Source organism: Bacillus sp. 5w2 (assembly GCF_054353775.1).
On record NZ_JBTIWT010000013.1, the window covers coordinates 80875 to 99832 of the forward strand.

14 protein-coding genes are annotated in these 18958 nt (G+C 32.1%); 12 read left to right on the forward strand and 2 right to left on the reverse strand.

From position 1 onward, the window contains the following. Positions 1-67 precede the first annotated feature (67 nt). From ACXY7N_RS20255 to ACXY7N_RS20280, 6 genes are all read left to right on the forward strand, one after another. Positions 68-1267, forward strand: coding sequence for a CDP-glycerol glycerophosphotransferase family protein (locus ACXY7N_RS20255; protein ID WP_488592579.1), 1200 nt, complete (start codon positions 68-70; stop codon positions 1265-1267). A 1-nt stretch (position 1268) separates the two neighbouring features. Further along, positions 1269-2072, forward strand: coding sequence for an ABC transporter permease (locus ACXY7N_RS20260; RefSeq protein WP_016085505.1), 804 nt, complete (start codon positions 1269-1271; stop codon positions 2070-2072). Between the two features lie 14 nt (positions 2073-2086). Further along, a complete protein-coding gene (gene tagH / locus ACXY7N_RS20265) occupies positions 2087-3736 on the forward strand; it encodes a teichoic acids export ABC transporter ATP-binding subunit TagH (RefSeq protein ID WP_488592580.1) in 1650 nt (549 codons plus the stop codon). A 166-nt stretch (positions 3737-3902) separates the two neighbouring features. Continuing rightward, complete coding sequence (locus ACXY7N_RS20270; protein ID WP_229195394.1) at positions 3903-5462, forward strand: CDP-glycerol glycerophosphotransferase family protein; 1560 nt, start codon at positions 3903-3905, stop codon at positions 5460-5462. 132 nt (positions 5463-5594) lie between these two features. Next, a complete protein-coding gene (locus ACXY7N_RS20275) occupies positions 5595-8810 on the forward strand; it encodes a CDP-glycerol glycerophosphotransferase family protein (RefSeq protein ID WP_488592581.1) in 3216 nt (1071 codons plus the stop codon). A gap of 21 nt (positions 8811-8831) precedes the next feature. Continuing rightward, a complete protein-coding gene (locus tag ACXY7N_RS20280; RefSeq protein WP_488592582.1) occupies positions 8832-10049 on the forward strand; it encodes a glycosyltransferase family 4 protein in 1218 nt (405 codons plus the stop codon). Positions 10050-10221: 172 nt separating this feature from the next. Here the strand turns inward: ACXY7N_RS20280 and ACXY7N_RS20285 are convergent, their stop codons facing one another. After that, positions 10222-11898, reverse strand: a complete 1677-nt coding sequence (locus ACXY7N_RS20285; RefSeq protein WP_016085510.1) for a glycoside hydrolase family protein — start codon at positions 11896-11898, stop codon at positions 10222-10224. A gap of 248 nt (positions 11899-12146) precedes the next feature. Between ACXY7N_RS20285 and galU the strand changes: the two genes are divergently transcribed. Continuing rightward, the gene (galU, locus tag ACXY7N_RS20290) at positions 12147-13028 is read left to right on the forward strand and encodes a UTP--glucose-1-phosphate uridylyltransferase GalU (RefSeq protein ID WP_488592583.1); all 882 of its coding nucleotides are present in this window, start codon (positions 12147-12149) and stop codon (positions 13026-13028) included. Positions 13029-13084: 56 nt separating this feature from the next. On the opposite strand, the gene ACXY7N_RS20295 is transcribed toward galU, so the two are convergent. Next, positions 13085-13528 carry an SRPBCC family protein gene (locus tag ACXY7N_RS20295; protein WP_488592584.1) on the reverse strand — a complete coding sequence of 148 codons (444 nt, stop codon included), beginning with the start codon at positions 13526-13528 and terminating at the stop codon, positions 13085-13087. A 503-nt stretch (positions 13529-14031) separates the two neighbouring features. Here ACXY7N_RS20295 and fabZ point away from each other — a divergent pair. From fabZ to ACXY7N_RS20320, 5 genes are all read left to right on the forward strand, one after another. Then, positions 14032-14466: a 3-hydroxyacyl-ACP dehydratase FabZ gene (gene fabZ / locus ACXY7N_RS20300; protein WP_000884318.1), complete on the forward strand. Its 435-nt coding sequence runs from the start codon at positions 14032-14034 to the stop codon at positions 14464-14466. Between the two features lie 121 nt (positions 14467-14587). Beyond that, positions 14588-15499, forward strand: a complete 912-nt coding sequence (gene tagU / locus ACXY7N_RS20305) for a polyisoprenyl-teichoic acid--peptidoglycan teichoic acid transferase TagU (RefSeq protein WP_016085513.1) — start codon at positions 14588-14590, stop codon at positions 15497-15499. Between the two features lie 191 nt (positions 15500-15690). Continuing rightward, positions 15691-16683 (forward strand): UDP-glucose 4-epimerase GalE, encoded by a 993-nt coding sequence (galE, locus tag ACXY7N_RS20310; RefSeq protein WP_016136061.1) that lies wholly within the window; start codon positions 15691-15693, stop codon positions 16681-16683. Positions 16684-16804: 121 nt separating this feature from the next. Continuing rightward, positions 16805-17476: a response regulator transcription factor gene (locus tag ACXY7N_RS20315; protein WP_000699564.1), complete on the forward strand. Its 672-nt coding sequence runs from the start codon at positions 16805-16807 to the stop codon at positions 17474-17476. An 11-nt stretch (positions 17477-17487) separates the two neighbouring features. Next, on the forward strand, positions 17488-18918 hold the full coding sequence (locus tag ACXY7N_RS20320) for a HAMP domain-containing sensor histidine kinase (protein WP_116363609.1): 1431 nt from the start codon (positions 17488-17490) through the stop codon (positions 18916-18918). Positions 18919-18958: the final 40 nt, after the last annotated feature.

Here is an 18958-nt window from a genome sequence, read left to right on the forward strand (position 1 = left end):
GGCCATATTAAAGTATTAATTTTATAACCTTGTAGAGCGGATGAGCATAAATAGGGGGATAAATAATATGAGTATAATTAGAAGGTTAAGGAATCACAGAGTGGTAAAGCATGTGTGCAAGACAATGTCTGCTATTTGTAGTCATCTACCTTCTCGAAAAAAATTGGTCATATTTGAAAGTTTTTCTGGTAAACAATATAGTTGTAATCCGCGTGCAATATATGAGTATATGAAGCGGCAAAATTTAGATTTCCAGATGATTTGGAGTGTAAATAAAAAATATAAAGAATATTTCCAAGAGGCTAATATTCCGTATGTAAAACGTTTTTCAGTTCGCTGGTTTATTTTAATGGGGCGTGCAGAATACTGGGTTACAAATAGTCGTTTGCCATTGTGGATTTCCAAGCCTAAACATACAACGTATTTACAAACTTGGCATGGCACTCCCCTCAAGAAGTTAGCGCTGGATATGAAAGAGGTCCATATGCCTGGTACAACTACAGAAAAATACAAGAAAAATTTCATAGAAGAGGTTGAAAAGTGGGATTACTTATTGTCACCCAATGCATATTCAACAGATATTTTTGAAGGGGCATTTCGATTTCAAAAAAATGTGGTTGAAACAGGATATCCTCGGAATGATTTTTTACATGTAAGCAATAGCTTGAAAAAAAATGAGGAGCTAAGGAAAAAGTATAATTTACCTTTAAATAAAAAAATTATATTATATGCCCCAACGTGGAGAGATGATCAATTCTACAGAAAAGGCTGTTATAAACTAGATTTAAAGTTAGATTTAAGTCTTTTACAAGAAAAATTAGGTTCTAGTTATATTATTTTATTAAGAATGCATTATTTAGTGGCTGAGCAATTTGATTTGTCACCTTATAAAGGCTTTGTTCATGATTTTTCTGGACATATCGATATTAACGAATTATATGTATTGTCGGATTTGCTCATTACAGATTATTCTTCTGTCTTTTTTGATTATGCAAATTTGAAAAGGCCTATGATTTTTTATACATATGATATTGAGTCATATCGTGATATGTTAAGAGGATTTTATTTCGACCTAGAGAAGGAAGCACCTGGACCAGTGACTTTAACAACAGAAGGTGTAATAGCAGAAATTATAAGATGCGCAAATCTTGAATCGGAAGAATTGGAGAGAAAATACAATACTTTTTATCAGAAATATTGTTATTTAGAGGACGGTTTAGCCTCACAACGAGTGGTAGAAAAAGTATTTTGTAGAAAGGCACAGTAAAATGAAGGCAATTGTTACAGTATTGAAGGAACAGATAGATAATCTTTATTTGATTAAGCAGTTATCTATTTATCAGGTGAAAAGTACAAATAAAGATAATTATCTAGGCGTTATTTGGGAGTTATTAAATCCATTAATTCAAATGAGTATTTATTGGTTTGTGTTTGGATTCGCAATAAGAGGGGGAACAGGTGTTAATGGTATACCATTTGTATATTGGCTAGTATCTGGGATATCAGTATGGTTTTTTGTCAATCCTGCAACTATGCAAGCTTCTAAATCTATTTACACGAGAATAAATATGATTTCTAAGATGAACTTTCCAATGAGCATCATACCTAGTCATGTAATTATGGCTAATTTTTATCAGCATATAATATTGATAGGGATAATAACAATAATATTTTTATTATCAGGGAATGGGATTTCCATCCATTATCTCCAGCTAATATATTATATGTTTGCTACTTGGATGCTTGTTTTTTCATTTTCGTTAATTACTTCAACGCTAGCTACAATTGTTAGAGATGTACAAATGCTTGTACAGTCTTTAATGAGAATGTTGCTTTATTTGACACCTATTTTATGGACTCCAGATAGGTTACCATCTATGTTAAGAGAATTTATACTACTTAATCCACTTTGTTATGTTGTTAATGGATATCGGGATGCTTTTTTAGGTACAGGGTGGTTTTTTGAAAATATAACATATGGTTTTTATTTCTGGGGGATTGTCTTTGTTATGTTGTTAATTGGTACATCAGTACATGTGAAATTTAGAAAACATTTTGTAGATTATCTATAATGAGGTTTGTGAAAATGAATTATTCAATGAAGTTTCATAATGTAACAAAAAAATATAAAATGCACAGTAAAAGTTCGGATAAGCTAAAAGATATCTTATACCCAAAGGGGTTTGGGGAAGATTTTTATGCTTTAAGAAATTTAAGTTTTGAAGCGCAAAAAGGTGATGTAATAGGAATTATTGGTGTAAACGGGTCTGGTAAATCGACGATGTCAAATTTAATCGCAGGTATTACAGCACCTACGGCTGGAACTATTGAAACAAATGGTAAAGTAGCATTGATTGCAATAGCTGCTGGATTGAATAACAATTTGACAGGGCGGGAGAATATTGAGCTTAAATGTCTAATGATGGGGTTAAGAAAAAGTAAAATCAAGATGCTAATTCCAGAAATCATCGATTTTGCAGACATTGGTAAGTTTATTGATATGCCAGTTAAAAAGTATTCTAGTGGTATGAAATCGCGTTTGGGATTTGCAATTTCTGTGAATATAAATCCGGATATTTTAGTTATTGATGAAGCTTTGTCTGTCGGAGATCAAACATTTGCAGATAAATGTTTAAAGAGAATGAATGAATTTAAAGAACAAGGGAAAACGATTTTTTTTGTAAGCCATTCATTAGGACAGGTTAAGCAATTTTGTACAAAAGCATTGTGGCTAGAGTATGGTGAAATTAGAGATTACGGATTGATAGAAAACGTAATGCCTAAATATGAACAATTCATCAAAGAGCATAGAGCGATGAGTAAAGAGGAGCAGCATAAGTTTAAAGAAGAAGCTCAAAAAAAACAAGCTGGAGAACAACTAAAAAAGACAGAAAACGAAAAAATAGGGATTCAACTGCCGAGATATAAAAAAGTAAAATTAAATGGAACTCTAAATAAAAAAAAGAGGAAGTTAGGATTTGCATTAGTTAGTATGTTTTTATGTATGGGGATAGGAAGTACAGTTTATTTAAAAAAAGATGGCTTATTTCAATCAACCCAAATACAAGCTGTAGATAAGGCGGAAATAAAACCTAAGGAAAAAGGGAAAGAAGACAGGGAAAAATTAGATATACGATATGTAAAGGCTGCAAAGGCACGTATTAGAAGCATACCTAGCTTGGATGGCCTACAAGTAAGTACAATCGATTTTGGTACACCTTTCATTGTTAAGGATCAGAAAAAGGAAGAATTGAGTGGTATAAACTGGTTAGCTATTTTATATGAAGATGGATCAGAAGGTTGGATTAGTGAGGAAATAACGAGCAAGATTTCATTAAGTCGAACTTTACAGTACAAAGAAGTGTTAAATCAATTAAATAATGTGGCAAATGTTAATTCAAATCTAGAATTAGGTATATCTATATTAGGAGAAAAACAGCCAGATGTAGAGAATGTGTTAGGAAACCCTAATCATATAGAAAAGATTAGGGAAGGCGCGCGTAATAGTTATAAAAATATTGATATTTTGTATAACCAACAATTAAAGATGAAAGAAATAACAATTCAGAATATAAGCGTTTCTAAAACAGAACTGTTAGAGAAATTAGGACAAGCAAGTTTAGTGAGTGAAGATGAATCAATTTCTGTGTATCATACTGATAAATATGGTTTTAAATTTAAGAGTATAGATGGGATTCAATTTAATCAAGTAACAATATTTGCATACGTTTATTGAAAAATCCAAGTGAATTTTAGGATGTAAGATTATATAGTTCTGGATATCGTTCTCTATATGATTGTAGTGGATGAGTGAATATAGAATTAGGATATTTAAAATTCATTAGAATGTAAGAGAGTGTGTAGAGACAATGATAGATTTCCAAGGAAAATTAATTTTGAAAATGAGAATAAAATCATTTTTGAAAAAAAGAGGGAAATGGCAGTTTGTTATTAATGTTAAGCATACAGAAAAATGTGAGGTTCATAGTATAACTTTGAATAAGCGGCACGGAGAGAAATATTATTTAATCCCTCATACAAATAATAAACTAAATGCATTTGCAACAGATGTTTATTTTGAGATCGATTTAAATCAATTTGAATTAGAACCTTTTTTTTGGGATTTTTATATAAACATAGAACGTGAAGGAATAAAAAGCTATCGAATCAAGCATCCCAATTTTATTGTTGATAAAAAAATTAATAACCGATTACAACGTGATTATACAAAAAGAGGATACATAGTCTATCCGTATATAACTGTTAAAGGTGGATTAAGTTTACATTATCGAAAAAAGGGGGAATATGACCATATAAAATATGCATTTAAAGAAAAAATAGCTCTAATTATATTTTATATTTTTAAATCATATTGGAAACGAAAAAATATTGTATTAATTTATGAAAAATTCAGCAAAACTGCACAAGATAATTCATACTACTTTTTTAAACATTGCTATAGCAATGGAAAAATACCTAATATGTATTATGTAATTAATAAAGCATCTAATGATTATGATAATCTTATTCAATATGAAGACAGGGTTATAGAGTTTATGGGGATCAAGCATTTAATTTATCTTCTTGCTTGTCAATTTATGATTTCATCGGAATCAAAAGCACATTGTTATATATGGAAAGAAAACCGCGGGAGGTTTAAGCAAGTTATTCATTCTAAGAAACATGTTTTTTTACAACATGGAGTGTTGGGTTTGAAACGGGTAGATTCAATCTTTAAAAAGGGTAGCCCTAATGGAACAAATTTATTTTTTGTATCTTCCAATTATGAAAAGCACATTGTGAAACAACACTTTAATTATTCTGATGATGAAATTATTGTGAGTGGATTGGCAAGATGGGATTATTTGCAAAATAAAACTCAAGGAAACAAGTGTATTTTGATTGTGCCAACGTGGAGAGAGTCGTTGGATGAGGTTAATGAAGAACAATTTTTAAATAGTAATTTTTATAAGCAGTATGAAAGTATGTTAAATAACGAAAGGTTAATCGAATTGTTGGAAAAACATGGTATAACCTTGAAGTTTTGTATACATCCGAGGCTATGTAGTTTTAATTCTTATTTTAAATGTTCAAGTTCTAAAGTACAGTTTGTTACACAGAATGATGAAAAAATTAATGAGTTAATTATGCAATCTGTATTACTTGTAACGGATTATTCTAGTGTTTCTTGGGATATGTATTATTTAGAGAAGCCAATAATTTTTTTTCAATTTGATTTTATGAAAAACGGGTATCTCACGGATGAAAAAGAATTATTTGGAGATAAATGTATTAGTATAGATGAATTGATTCAGTATATTAATTTTTATGTAAGTAATGGATTTAAAGAAAAGGAAAAGTATAAAAAAATGAGGGAATATTTTTTCTCGTATGTAGATACAAATAATTCGAAAAGAATTGCAGATGGCATTCTTTCGAAAAATGATTATTTAAAAAACTGATACCCTTAAGCTTTTTAAGTGATTAATATTATATTTTATAACCTACTTTATGAATTCAAATACTTTGTTTTTGTGTGGGGAAATAGAAGCGTAATAGGAAACTGGCGCTAATAAATGAAAGGTGAGGCTAAATTGAAAGTAAAATTATTATTAGAGAATATGATAGTTAAGAAAAATAATAATGTAGAAATCGAAATTTCTGTTCAAACGGATAGAAATAAAGAAAATATTTGTGAGCAAGTGAAGGGATTATACATTCATAAAGGCAATGAAAAGGAACAATTAGTATTATCTGATATGAAAATTGAAGAAAATAAAATAATATGTATCTTACCTATTACGGAATTCTCGAAAATAATGAATTACGGGAAGTTAAAAGTCTCCTTACTATTAGATAGAGATACGATTCTTCTTCATGTATATAGTAATTTAAAACAAGATTTCTTTGTATGTCTAAAGGATAGTATTTTTCAAGTCAAGAAAAGTAATTCGTCTGAAAAACTTGCTGAGTTTAGTAGAAAAGATCATGTAAGTGTCGAGGTTACTGTAAGTAATATCTTGAAAAATAGTGATCAGGATTTTATTATAGAAGGCGATTTTTCAAAAGAATTTAAGCACAATGAAGTGTGTTTGAAGTCATTATTTTTGAAAAATAGTGTAACGAAAGAAATTAGAGGGTTAACAAAGTTAAAGACAAATATCCATGCAAATAGATATCAAGTAGTATTAAGTTTAAAAGAGAAGCCTTTATATGAAGGGGAATGGGAGCTATTTTGTGCCGGAACATTGAATGGTAATGATTTTCTGACAAAAGTGCGAAATAGACAAAAGACAGATGGATGTTATTTTTCATATAATAATCAAGTATACTATCATGTACTTTCGTATAATAATAAGCACGAGCTTGTTGCTAGTATCAAAAAAAATATAAAAAAAGTAGCATCTACAAAAATTGAAAATATTGATTTGCAGAGGAATACGTTTACTGTCGAGGGAATGGTACAGTTTAATAAGATTGTAGATCAAGGGGAATTAGTAGAACTATTATTTATCCATCGGGACACAAAGAGGGAACGATCATATCCACTTGTTATAAAAAATAATAGATTTAAAAAAAGTATTGTATTTGAAGAAGAGGATTTATCTGAAGAAAGTGGTATTTGGGATGCCTTTATTAGATTTAAGGTGCAGGGCATTAAAGATAAAATTAAACTGAATAAAGGCTATATTTTAAAGGATAAAGCAGATATTATAATTATGCCAAAGAACGTGCTTAGTAAGTCTGGTACTATAAGACGAGCGAGACCGTATGTAACGTTAGATAATAATTTAGCACTATTAATTAGGGATGAAGGTATATATTGTGATATTACTAAGGTTGACTATGAAGGCAGTAATTTAGTTATAAAAGGATATATGGATATTCCGGATGTTGATTACAACATAAAAAACATATATCTTTATGAAAAAATTTCAGGTTTAAAGATAGAATGTAAGAATAAATTTTTAAAGAGAAGAAATGGACAGTATTTTAGTACTGTATATGATTGGAATTTATTTAATACGATAAACATGGACGGAATGAACTTGAACTTTATAGTTCAAATAGAGATCGATAGTAAAATCATAGAATTTGAATTGAAGTCCAATTTAGATGATATAAAAAATAAATCAAAGATAATGATCTATCCAGCACTTAATAATAATATTAATGGATACCCAATACAAATTCAGCCGCATTATTCAAATCAGAACGAGCTATATGTTTCTGTAGGTAACTCTCTTAAAGCATGTTGCCACAAGATAGATATGAAGAAAAAACATATAGATTTAGTAATTCAACCGGTAATTCAGGAGAATTTTGTATTAAAAGATGTAAAAGTAGTATTAAGGAATAATCAGACGAATGTAGAAATCCAACAGCCCATGCAATTAAATGTTGATGGGGATTATACATGCTGTATAAATCGAGGGTTAATAAAAAGTTATGAGAATTGTAGATGGGACGTTTATTTCGCTGCTAGTGTAAATGGTAATATTGTTAAAACAAGAATAGTTGGCGAAGATTTAGAAATAGTTAATAAAAATAGTACTTTTAAATCAAATGCAGTAAAGGTAGAAAGGGATTTATACCTTTCTGTATTCTTTGATAAGAGAAGTAAGTTAATGTCACTCGAAACACGTAACCTGAGAGTAAATGAAAAAACAAGTGAAAAAGTTAAGTTTGTTTTAGCGAGAGGTATTGCTAAAATACTAAGTAAATTCAGAAAAAAACCTGTATGGCTTATTGGTGAAAATTTAGGTGAAGTGGCACAAGATAATGGATTTGCTTTTTTTGAAAACTGTATAAATAAAAATGTACCAGAAGATACTTATTATGTGAGTAAGAAAAGCAATAAAAATATGGATAATTTGTTACCGTATAAAAATAAGGTTTTAATATATGACAGTTTTAAACACCTCGTTTTATATTTTTTAAGTCAATATGTAATTGTAAGTCATGGTATTAGGGACGTTATACCGACCATTGCGCATAATAAGATGGCGAGTAATAATAAGAAGATTATTTACTTGCAACATGGGATTATTGCAATGAAAAAGTTACAATTCAATCGAAATTCTTATAATGGGATGATCAAAAAATTTGTTGTTTCTTCGGAACACGAAAAAAATATTATGATTAATGAAATGAATTTTAAAGAAAAACAAGTTATGGTTACAGGATTAGTCAGATTTGATTCATTAGTAGATAAAAGTAAAGAGAAAAAGACGAGAGAAATTCTTCTTATGCCTACGTGGAGAGAATGGGTAATTGGTTCAAGAGAAGGATTTTTAGAATCAGATTTCTTTGTTCATTATCATGGATTGCTACAAGATAAAAAATTACATGAGTTACTTGAAGCAAATAATTTAGTTCTTAAGTTTTTTCCCCATATTGAAATACAAAAAAAATATAAAGATGAATTTGAATCTTTAAATGAGAGAATAAAGATTGTTAAATTAGGTGAAGAAAGTGTAAAAGAATTAATGCAAAATAGTTCTTTAATGATTACGGATTACTCGAGTGTTGTGTTTGATTTTAATTATATGAAAAAACCTACAGTCTTTTATCATTTTGATGTAAATGAGTATTTGAAATATAGAGGATCCTATGTTGATTTAAGCAAAGACTTAGTGGGCGATATCGCTTACACAAAAAATGAAGTCATTCAGTATGTAAAAAAATATGTTGAAAATGATTTTACATATGAAATGAAATATAGTATTAATTCTAAGAAATATTATGCTCATAATGATAAACATAATTTTAATCGAATTTATAGAGAAATTAAAGAAATGAATAATTAAAGTAGAGTGAGGTGAGAGATAATGAAAATTACATTTCTTGTATATAATATTTATGGAATGGGCGGAACAGTAAGAACTGTTGCCAATACAGCTAACTATTTTGCTGCTCAAAATCATGAAGTAGAAATTATTAGTGTTAGAAGAACTAGTGCCAAGCCAATGTTTGATATTGATAAAACAATAAAAATTACACCAATTTTTGATGCGAGACGTGGGAAATTATTTGGTAGAAATACGCCTCTATATCAAAAGGTCATCAAAAAGGCTTTGATGAGAGTACCAAGTGTTTTTATAGACAAGAGTGAAGACTTGTATAAGATGTTTAATTTATTTGTTGATTTCAAGATTATTGCAGCATTGAGGAAAATTAACAAAGGGATTTTGATTACAACTATACCTTCTTTTAATATTTTAGCGACTAAGTTTGCGAGAAGGGATATAATTAAAATTGGCCAGGAACATTTATATTTCGCTGGTCATGCTCCAGAACTTCAAAAGAAAATTAAGAAACACTATAGAAAATTAGATGCTTTAACTTGTTTAACGGAATCAGAAATTAAGGATTATCAGAAGATATTAAAAGGCAGTAAAGTAGATTTATATAAGGTAGAAAATGCAACAGATATTCCGAATGAAATATCTAATTTGAATGAAAAAGTAGTTATTGCTGCTGGACGTTATGCGTATGAAAAGGGATTTGACCTTTTAATTCCAGCTTTTGCTAAGGTTATAAGAAAACACCCTGATTGGAAATTGAAAATCTTTGGATCGGGAGTAGAGGAAGATGCATTACGCCAAAAAATATTTGAAGAAAAAGCGTATAATAATATTTTTCTTATGCAGAAAACAAATAATATCATTGGAGAGATGAAAAATTCTTCCATATATGCATTAAGCTCTAGGTATGAATCATTTGGTATGGTAATTATTGAAGCAATGTCAGTTGGGGTACCATGTGTAGGATTTGAATGTACAGGCCCTAGAGAAGTTATTAAACATCAACAAGATGGTATTCTAGTAGAAGAAGGAAATATAGATAAATTAGCTAATTCATTGATGACACTAATTGAGTCTGAAACATTACGAAAAGAATATGGAAAAGCTGCAAGGAAAAATGTTGAAAAGTATACATTTAAGTTTGTTGGAAGGAAATGGGATAAAATTCTGAGGGAGCAAACAAAAAAAGAAGATACTGGTGTGGAAAGACCTATGCAACCAATCAGTTATAAAAGAGGGTAAATTTGAACGGTAATAATTAAGGGAATGTGTATTGAAAGCCTTAGGATATATAATTGTATCTGGAGAATGGCTAATTAAATTTACTGTTTGTTAAAAAAGATGGTTCTGATAGGATGCAGAACCATCTTTTTTTAGCGCTTAAGTTGTTGATCTGTATTAAATTTTTAAAAATTTAATACAGATCATGCCAAGCTACTCCATTATAACCTTGATGTTTTTTAATTTTGCTATTATACCTAATACTTCCTTCACGTGGATTTTGTACATCTCCATTACTATCTTCTAATAGGATAGAAGACACTTCTATTCCACCTGTTTTATCTGGATTTCCCATGGCTTTCACCCTTAGAAAATCAGAATCTCCGATACCTACAATAGCTGTTTTCTCGGTGTCAGTTAATTTAAACTCTTTGGAGTTATAATATGATGAACTATTAGTGAAGCTCATCCCGTTTTCAGATTTAATCGTAGATACTGCTAATTTAATTAAATTATTCAAGTTGAATTCATCAACAAACTTTACTTCATCTTTTGAATTAAACCTTAAACATGCTTTCCAGAAGGAACCATCATTTCGTGGGACAGAGAGCTGTAAAGCATAATTTCGTAGAAATGCTGTATAAACCATATTTATAGCCCTGATATTATTTTGTATAAATACTTCATGTTGTTCTAAGCCTGTTAGGTGTTCAATTTGTTTCCCAAAGCTTATTCCAGTACCACGTTCCCATTTTTTATTTACTGCAGAATAGAAAATAAAATAAGTATCATCTTTTTTCATAATACACGCACGATATATTCCACGGTTATCCCATGTGAATTCCTGTTCTGAGGGACTCAATATTTTTTTAGCTTTAGTATAGTTAATATTATTATTTGATACTGTATAGAAAAGGCTCATTGTATTTCTGTCCTGTCCTTTTGTAAAAGCAACTAATACCATTTCATATCCTTTATCTGTATGAATTACATCGAGGTGCCAGGGATACATGTTATTTTCAAATGGAATATGAATTTCTTGAAGTGGTTTCCAATTTACTCCTGACTCACTTTCGGTATAAAGAACTTTATAACCATTGCCGACAAACCATATTTTATATTTATTATCTTCAAAAATAATAGCAGGGCTTAAATAATCTTGATTCTTTCTATTATCATGAAATACCACTTCTTTTGGTGACCAATCGACACCATTGTTAGATAATTTTCTATAGATAGTAACAGTTTCAGCAGTATCGTCAACAAATCTCCAGAATACCTCAATTCTATTAAAGTGTGGATTATAAACGATATGTGTATCCGAATTATACTGTTTATCAGGAGTCCCATTTGGTTGAGGTTCTAATGGATTTTTATAGCCATTAGGTTCTACCCAGGTAATCAGATCATTACTAACTAGTAAATGCGGGTTTTCTTTAGCTTGATCTCCACCAGGATAAGGTGTGAATACCATCCAATAATAATAGCCGTTCCATTTAGACTTAAAGTGGATAACTTTTGGGTGATACGCATCAATATCACCATATGCACTTAACAGAGTTAATCTGAACTTTGCGTTAGCAGGACTTAATTTTGTTAATTCATGTTCATTAAAATCCATACGTTCTTTCAATTCTTTGAATGAATCCACTATTGTTGGAATTCTATCTTGATTCAGTTCTGGTAGAGTCGAGTTTTGTTCTATAAAGTTTGCATTTGATTCTAGAATTTTGTTCGCATTAATTATAGAAAAAATAGTTTTTTGGATACTTTTTTGACTTTCCTCGCTCAGACCTTTAAAGGCTTTTTCGATAGACTCCCAATTTTTATTTGTATTGACATCGTTATGTATCTCTACCCTATGTGACATTTATGTTGCTCCTTCTTTATATAGTGTTGGGAACTATTTAAAGTTCTATTAGTTTAGACACTATATCATAACATAAATAATTCTGAATCGATTCTATAGTTGAACTCAAGATAGTGAAATGTTTCTTTCTATTACTATAAATTTAATAAGAAAACTATAATATTTAGATTTAATTGTCAAATGAATATATATATAAATAAGGTGTATAATTGAAGTAGAATTTGAGATAAATAAAGGATGATTAATTGATGAAAACAGTAAAAAAAGCTATTATCCCAGCAGCTGGATTAGGAACTCGTTTCCTACCAGCAACTAAAGCAATGCCAAAGGAAATGTTACCAATTGTTGATAAACCAACAATTCAATACATTGTAGAAGAAGCGATTCAATCTGGAATTGAAGATATTATTATTGTAACTGGAAAAGGAAAGCGTGCTATCGAAGATCACTTTGATCATTCTTTTGAGTTGGAACAGAACTTACTAGAAAAGGGTAAGCATGAAATCCTTAAGAAGGTGCAAGAGTCTTCTAAAATTAATATCCACTATATTCGTCAAAAAGAACCGAAAGGTTTAGGTCATGCTGTATGGTGTGCTCGTAAGTTTATTGGTAATGAGCCATTCGCTGTTTTACTTGGTGATGATATTGTACAAGCTGAAACACCATGCTTACGTCAATTAATGGATCAATATGAGGCAACACAATCATCGGTAATTGGTGTTCAAACTGTTCCAGAGACGGAAACGCATCGCTATGGTATTATTGATCCACTAGCACAAAAAGGTCGTAGTTATCAAGTTAGTCAGTTTGTAGAAAAACCAGATCAAGGAACAGCACCATCTAACTTAGCAATTATGGGGCGCTATGTATTAACACCTGAGATTTTCACGTTCTTAGAGAATCAACAAACAGGAGCAGGTGGAGAGATTCAGTTGACGGATGCTATTCAGCGCTTAAATGAGATACAAAGAGTATTTGCTTATGATTTCGAAGGAAAGCGATACGACGTTGGAGAGAAGCTTGGATTCATTCAGACAACAATTGAAATGGCATTACAGCATGATGGATTAAAGAATGAATTATTAAGCTATATGGAGAAGTTATTACAAAAAGAAATGGTTAATAGTTAACTTTCAAAAAAACCATCTCGGAAATTTATTGTAAAATAAATTTCTGAGGTGGTTTTTTATAACTGTTCCATTAATTTATCTGCCACTTTTTTAGAAAGTTGCTTTGTCATTTTAGGAACAAATGGTTTTATGGCGCCGTTAAAAACAAAGGCTCCTTTACCAGTTGTTCGCAATTCTAACTGACTTGTTACTTTTGTGGTAGAAGGAGAGATTGATTCAGCATGAAAAGAGCCGCTACCAATTAATTTTTTTGTTGGAGAAGCCATCGTAAAGCTAATTTTATTTGGCATTTGCCACTCAATAATTTCAACATTTAGACTAACGTCTCGTTTAATAAATCCTAAATCACCGTGCAAACGCCAAGTCGAATGTTTGTCATCAATAACTTTATGTTTAACATAGCCTGTGACTAGTGGAGCCCAATTGTTTATATCGCTAATAAATTTCCAAATTTGATTTGGTGAAGCATTTAACTCGATAGTATGTATACCTTTTGCCATTTTTGGATTCCCTTCTAAAAATAAAGATATTTGAACGATTAGGTTAAAATCTTATATTCATTTTATTATAATATGGTTATGTAAATTCTGTTACAAGCGTTTTTTGCTTTTATTTTAATGATTTTTTATTAAAATTTATATTTCTAAATATCACATTTAAGAGAATGTAAGGAAAATAGAGAAATCCTGAGTAATATTAGGGAATTAATACGAAAAAGGTCGAAAATTAGGTTTTAATTTCTTATTTTTGTCATATATAATAAATCTTGAATACGACATTAAGGCTTAATATATTTGATATAATATGCCTTTCCCTAACTTGGGTATACACTCTTTTCAACCTCCGTGTCAGTAATAATACATATTGAAAAGAGTGTATACATTTTTTTATTTAGAAGAGAAATCTTGAAATCCTTTTTTATAATGACAAATAAGATTTAAAATGGGATAATGATAGTATAACTTCTGGTGGTATGACCAATCTTGTTTAAGGAGAGAAGTGTATGCTAGATATTCAACAAATTAAAGAAATAATTCCTCATCGCTATCCATTTCTACTAGTGGATAAAGTTTTAGAAGTAGAAGAAGGAAAGCGCGCTATTGGGATAAAGAATGTTACAGCTAATGAAGAATTTTTTAATGGGCATTTTCCAGATTATCCTGTAATGCCAGGTGTTTTAATTGTAGAGGCTTTAGCACAAGTTGGCGCTGTTGCTATGTTGAAGAAAGAAGAGAATCGTGGTCGCTTAGCATTCTTCGCAGGCATCGATAATTGCCGTTTTAAACGACAAGTCCGTCCAGGTGACCAACTTCGTTTAGAAGTTGAAATGACACGTGTACGTGGAGCGATTGGAAAAGGAAAAGCAATTGCTACTGTAGATGGTGAAATTGCTTGTGAGACAGAAATCACGTTTGCGCTTGGTGACAAAAAAGAATAAATATATTAAGATATGTGATAGACAAATAACAATACATAATTGTTGTTTGTCTATTTTTTATGATTTGTATAATAGGATTCATATGTATTGTAAGTTAGGCTTAAGAAAGAAGGTTACAATAATGAAAAAGAAAATTTTATTTTGGGTACTCGGTATTCTTGGGGTACTAATCATAGGTGGAGGAGTTTATGCCTATAATGTGTATTCTTCTGTATCTAATACATTAAAAGAAGTTCATAAACCTTTAAAACGTGATCAAAACAACAGTAACGTTGGAGAAAAAGTTAGCAAGAGTGAACCAGTGTCAATTTTATTACTAGGGGCAGACGAGCGTGGTAATGATAAAGGACGTTCAGACTCTTTAATGGTAATTACATTAAATCCTAAAAATAACTCTATGAAAACAGTAAGTATTCCTCGTGATACTTATACAGAAATTGTTGGAAAAGGTAAAAGCGATAAAATCAATCATGCTTATGCATTCGGCGGAGTGGATATGTCTGTAGCGACCGTAGAAAACTTCTTGAATGTTCCTATTAATTATTATATTGAAGTGAACATGGAAGGCTTTAAAGATATCGTTGATGCAGTCGGTGGGGTAGATGTAAATAATGATTTAGAGTTCTCTCTAGAAGGGAAGCACTTCCAAAAAGGGAATATTCATTTAACAGGTGACCAAGCTCTAGCATACACACGTATGCGTAAAGAAGACCCACGTGGTGACTTTGGACGTCAAATGCGTCAGCGTCAAGTGATGCAGGCTGTTATTAAGAAGGGTGCAAGCTTCTCTTCTTTAACAGGTTATGGAGATGTATTAGCAGCAATTCAAAAGAATGTGAAGACAAACTTAACGCAAGATCAAATGTTTGATATGCAAAAGAACTATAAAGATTGCTTGAAAAATAGTGAGGATATCCAAATCCCAGGTGATGGTCACAAGGCTGCTGACGGCATTTGGTATTACTATGTTCCAGATGCAGCAAAACAAGATTTAACGAATAAATTAAGAGCGCATCTTGAAGTAACTAAGTAATAAGTAATGACCAAACTCCTTTAGACAGAGTTCGGTTTCCCAAGTGCTAAAGGGCATGAAGTTTGGGCACAATATGTAACGGATTATTTCGTTGCTAAATAATAAAGGTACACAAAAGGTATACGAGCAATCGTATACCTTTTATAATAAGTAAGTGAGTAAGAAATCCTAATATATGTAGGAGGAAGACAATGAATTCAATTCTAATCTGCGGCGGAGCTGGTTATATCGGTTCTCACGCTGTGAAAAAATTAGTAGACGAAGGTTTATCAGTGGTAGTAGTAGATAACTTACAAACTGGTCATGAGGATGCAATTACGGAAGGTGCGAAGTTTTATAATGGAGACCTTCGTGATAAAGCATTTTTAAGAGATGTTTTTACACAAGAAAATATTGAGGCGGTTATGCATTTTGCAGCTGATTCTTTAGTTGGAGTTAGTATGGAGAAGCCTCTTCAATACTATAATAACAATGTGTACGGTGCACTTTGTTTATTAGAGGTAATGGATGAGTTTAAGGTAGATAAGTTTATTTTCTCTTCTACTGCGGCGACGTATGGTGAGGTGGATGTAGACCTTATTACTGAGGAGACGATGACAAATCCAACGAATACGTATGGAGAAACGAAGTTAGCAATCGAGAAGATGCTTCATTGGTATAGCCAAGCTTCTAATTTACGTTATAAGATTTTCAGATACTTTAACGTGGCTGGTGCAACTCCAAATGGTATTATTGGGGAAGATCACCGTCCAGAGACGCATTTAATTCCTCTTGTACTGCAAGTGGCGTTAGGTCAACGTGAGAAGATTATGATGTTTGGTGAGGATTATAATACACCAGATGGTACTTGTATCCGTGATTATATTCATGTTGAAGATTTAGTGGCAGCTCACTTCTTAGGACTTAAAGACCTACAGAACGGCGGAGAGAGTGATTTCTATAACTTAGGAAATGGTAATGGTTTCAGTGTAAAAGAAATCGTTGATGCAGTTCGTGAAGTTACAAATCATGAAATTCCAGCTGAAGTAGCACCGCGCCGTGCGGGAGATCCAGCACGTTTAGTTGCTTCTTCTCAGAAAGCGAAAGAAAAGTTAGGGTGGGATCCTCAGTATGTAAATGTGAAGACAATCATTGAGCATGCTTGGAATTGGCATCAGAAGAAACCTAATGGGTATGATAAATAGATATAATAAGTGAAAGAGAGGGTATTGTCGTTCAACATATGTTCGACAATACCCTCTCTTTTTTTATAAGATTTTTGCTATACTAAACTGTACTATAATACGGGATGGAAGGAGGAGAATAATGAAAATACTTGTAGTTGATGATGAATCGAGTATTCGTAATTTGATTCGGATGCAGTTGGAGATGGAAGGGTATGAAGTGTTGACAGCGGCTGATGGAAGAGAAGCTTTAGAGAAATGGAATGAAGGGCCGGATGTATTGATTTTGGATGTTATGCTTCCAGATACAGATGGGTATGAATTGCTTCGTTTGTTCCGTGAAAAGGATAGGGATATTCCAGTACTCATGTTAACTGCGAAGAGTCAGATGAATGATAAATTGCTTGGGTTGCAGCTTGGTGCGGATGATTATGTGACGAAGCCATTTAATTATGCAGAGCTTATTCTTCGGGTTAAGAATATGACGCGGCGCGTGAAGAAGGCAGAGGTAACGGTAAGTCATGAAGTAATCGGGGCGGGAGAGATAACGATTTGTCCTAAGGAAAGAAAGGTGCATGTTAGTGGACAAGAAATTCAGTTAACGTACCGAGAGTTTAATTTATGTCAGTTGTTTGTTTCAAATCCGCAGCGTGTATTTATGAGAGATGAGTTACTTGAGAAAGTATGGGGGTTTGAGTATATCGGAAATACGAGAGCAGTTGATATTATGGTGCAAAGGCTGCGGAAGAAGTTAGGGAAGAGCGGAGAATATATTAAGACAATTTATGGCGTTGGCTATAAACTGGATTGTTAAGTGGTGATGGTATGTCTTTAAAAAGAAATATGGTGTTTGGAATAGTTGGATTGTTAATTCCGATTTTTGTTCTTTTGTACGCAGTTGTTTATATTACGTTAGAAAAGAATATGTATCATAACGCGGCAAATTCTTTAGAAAAGTTAAGTGTAGAAGCACAAATTTATACGATGAATTATTTAGAGAAGGAAGCAGAGGTAGAGACGCTCGGTCCTAATTCACTTTTAATTGCTTCGTATTTAGCGAAGCGCATGGATGTGCGTGTACAGATGATTGGGAAGAATGGAGATGTTGTTGCAGATACGCAAAAGGGAGCACTTCTTCATCGGAATATTGATATTGAGAGTTCCTTGAAGGGAAAGAAATCTTATGTTTTTGAAGAGGGAGACCCAGCTCCAATTCTTTTGTTTTCAAGCCCAGTTTATTATGGAAACGATGTCATTGGAAGTGTTCGTTTTATAAATGAGTTAACGGGTGAGAAGGAAGTTTTAACAAATGTTGGCTGGACGTTCTTAATGACGTCTCTTTGTCTAGTAGCTGCGGGTATTTTCTTTGCGATTCGTTTGGCAAGGTCTCTTCATAAGCCGATTGATCAGTTAAGACAAATGGCACAGCGGCTTGCGAATGGAGATTATAAAAGTAAGATTGAGCTAAATGAGTATGTGGAAATTGCTCAGCTCTCAGCATCTTTTAATGCGATGGCTGATGGAATTGAACTACATATTAAGCAATTGAAAGAGGAGAAAGAGAAGCAGAAAGATTTCTTAGACCGCATTACGCATGAGCTAAAAACACCGCTAACGGCGATTATTGGCTATGTGGATTTAATTCCGAAGTTAAAGGCGAAGGAAGATGTACAGGAAAGCCTGCGTTATGTGGCTGTAGAAAGTGAGCGTTTATTATCACTTGTAGAGGAATTACTTAAGTCTTCAAAGTACGGGACGAGTACGTTTGAAGTGTCACCTACAGTTGTGGATATAAAAGAATTAGCAGAAGAAGCCGTTTCAATTGTGAAACCTCGCCTGCAGCAATTTGAAATCGAAGTGATAAATGAGTTAACGGATGTACATGTTCTTGCAGACTTTGATAAGACGAAGCAAATATTCTTAAATGTACTTGATAATACGATTAAATATAGCGATGCTACGCAAATTCGTATGAATGTAATTGTAAGTGAGCATGAGGCGAAGGTTTTTGTTCATGATGATGGTATTGGTATAGATGAAGGTGTGCTTGCAGAGTGGAATGAATCGCCAGGAGGGAAGGTACTTCCTTCTAGTTACGGGAATGGTTACGGTTTGTATATTTGTCAGGAGATTATGAATAAGCAGGGCGGAAGTATGCGAATTGAGAGTAGTGAAGAGATGGGTACTACGATATTTATTACATTTTTACTTCCGAAACGGATGGAAGACATAAAAAACTTGAAAGCGGTTAAATGATACATTTATGAAACAATTATGCGGTATTTTCGAAACAACG

Excerpts from the sequence above, each read along its gene's own strand:
- ACXY7N_RS20315 (WP_000699564.1), top strand. The coding sequence starts at position 16,805 with ATGAAAATACTTGTAGTTGATGATGAATCGAGTATTCGTAATTTGATT.
- ACXY7N_RS20270 (WP_229195394.1), top strand. The coding sequence starts at position 3,903 with ATGAGAATAAAATCATTTTTGAAAAAAAGAGGGAAATGGCAGTTTGTT.
- ACXY7N_RS20280 (WP_488592582.1), top strand. The coding sequence starts at position 8,832 with ATGAAAATTACATTTCTTGTATATAATATTTATGGAATGGGCGGAACA.
- ACXY7N_RS20285 (WP_016085510.1), bottom strand. The coding sequence starts at position 11,898 with ATGTCACATAGGGTAGAGATACATAACGATGTCAATACAAATAAAAAT.
- tagH (WP_488592580.1), top strand. The coding sequence starts at position 2,087 with ATGAATTATTCAATGAAGTTTCATAATGTAACAAAAAAATATAAAATG.
- ACXY7N_RS20320 (WP_116363609.1), top strand. The coding sequence starts at position 17,488 with ATGTCTTTAAAAAGAAATATGGTGTTTGGAATAGTTGGATTGTTAATT.
- galE (WP_016136061.1), top strand. The coding sequence starts at position 15,691 with ATGAATTCAATTCTAATCTGCGGCGGAGCTGGTTATATCGGTTCTCAC.
- ACXY7N_RS20295 (WP_488592584.1), bottom strand. The coding sequence starts at position 13,528 with ATGGCAAAAGGTATACATACTATCGAGTTAAATGCTTCACCAAATCAA.
- ACXY7N_RS20255 (WP_488592579.1), top strand. The coding sequence starts at position 68 with ATGAGTATAATTAGAAGGTTAAGGAATCACAGAGTGGTAAAGCATGTG.
- fabZ (WP_000884318.1), top strand. The coding sequence starts at position 14,032 with ATGCTAGATATTCAACAAATTAAAGAAATAATTCCTCATCGCTATCCA.
- tagU (WP_016085513.1), top strand. The coding sequence starts at position 14,588 with ATGAAAAAGAAAATTTTATTTTGGGTACTCGGTATTCTTGGGGTACTA.
- ACXY7N_RS20260 (WP_016085505.1), top strand. The coding sequence starts at position 1,269 with ATGAAGGCAATTGTTACAGTATTGAAGGAACAGATAGATAATCTTTAT.
- galU (WP_488592583.1), top strand. The coding sequence starts at position 12,147 with ATGAAAACAGTAAAAAAAGCTATTATCCCAGCAGCTGGATTAGGAACT.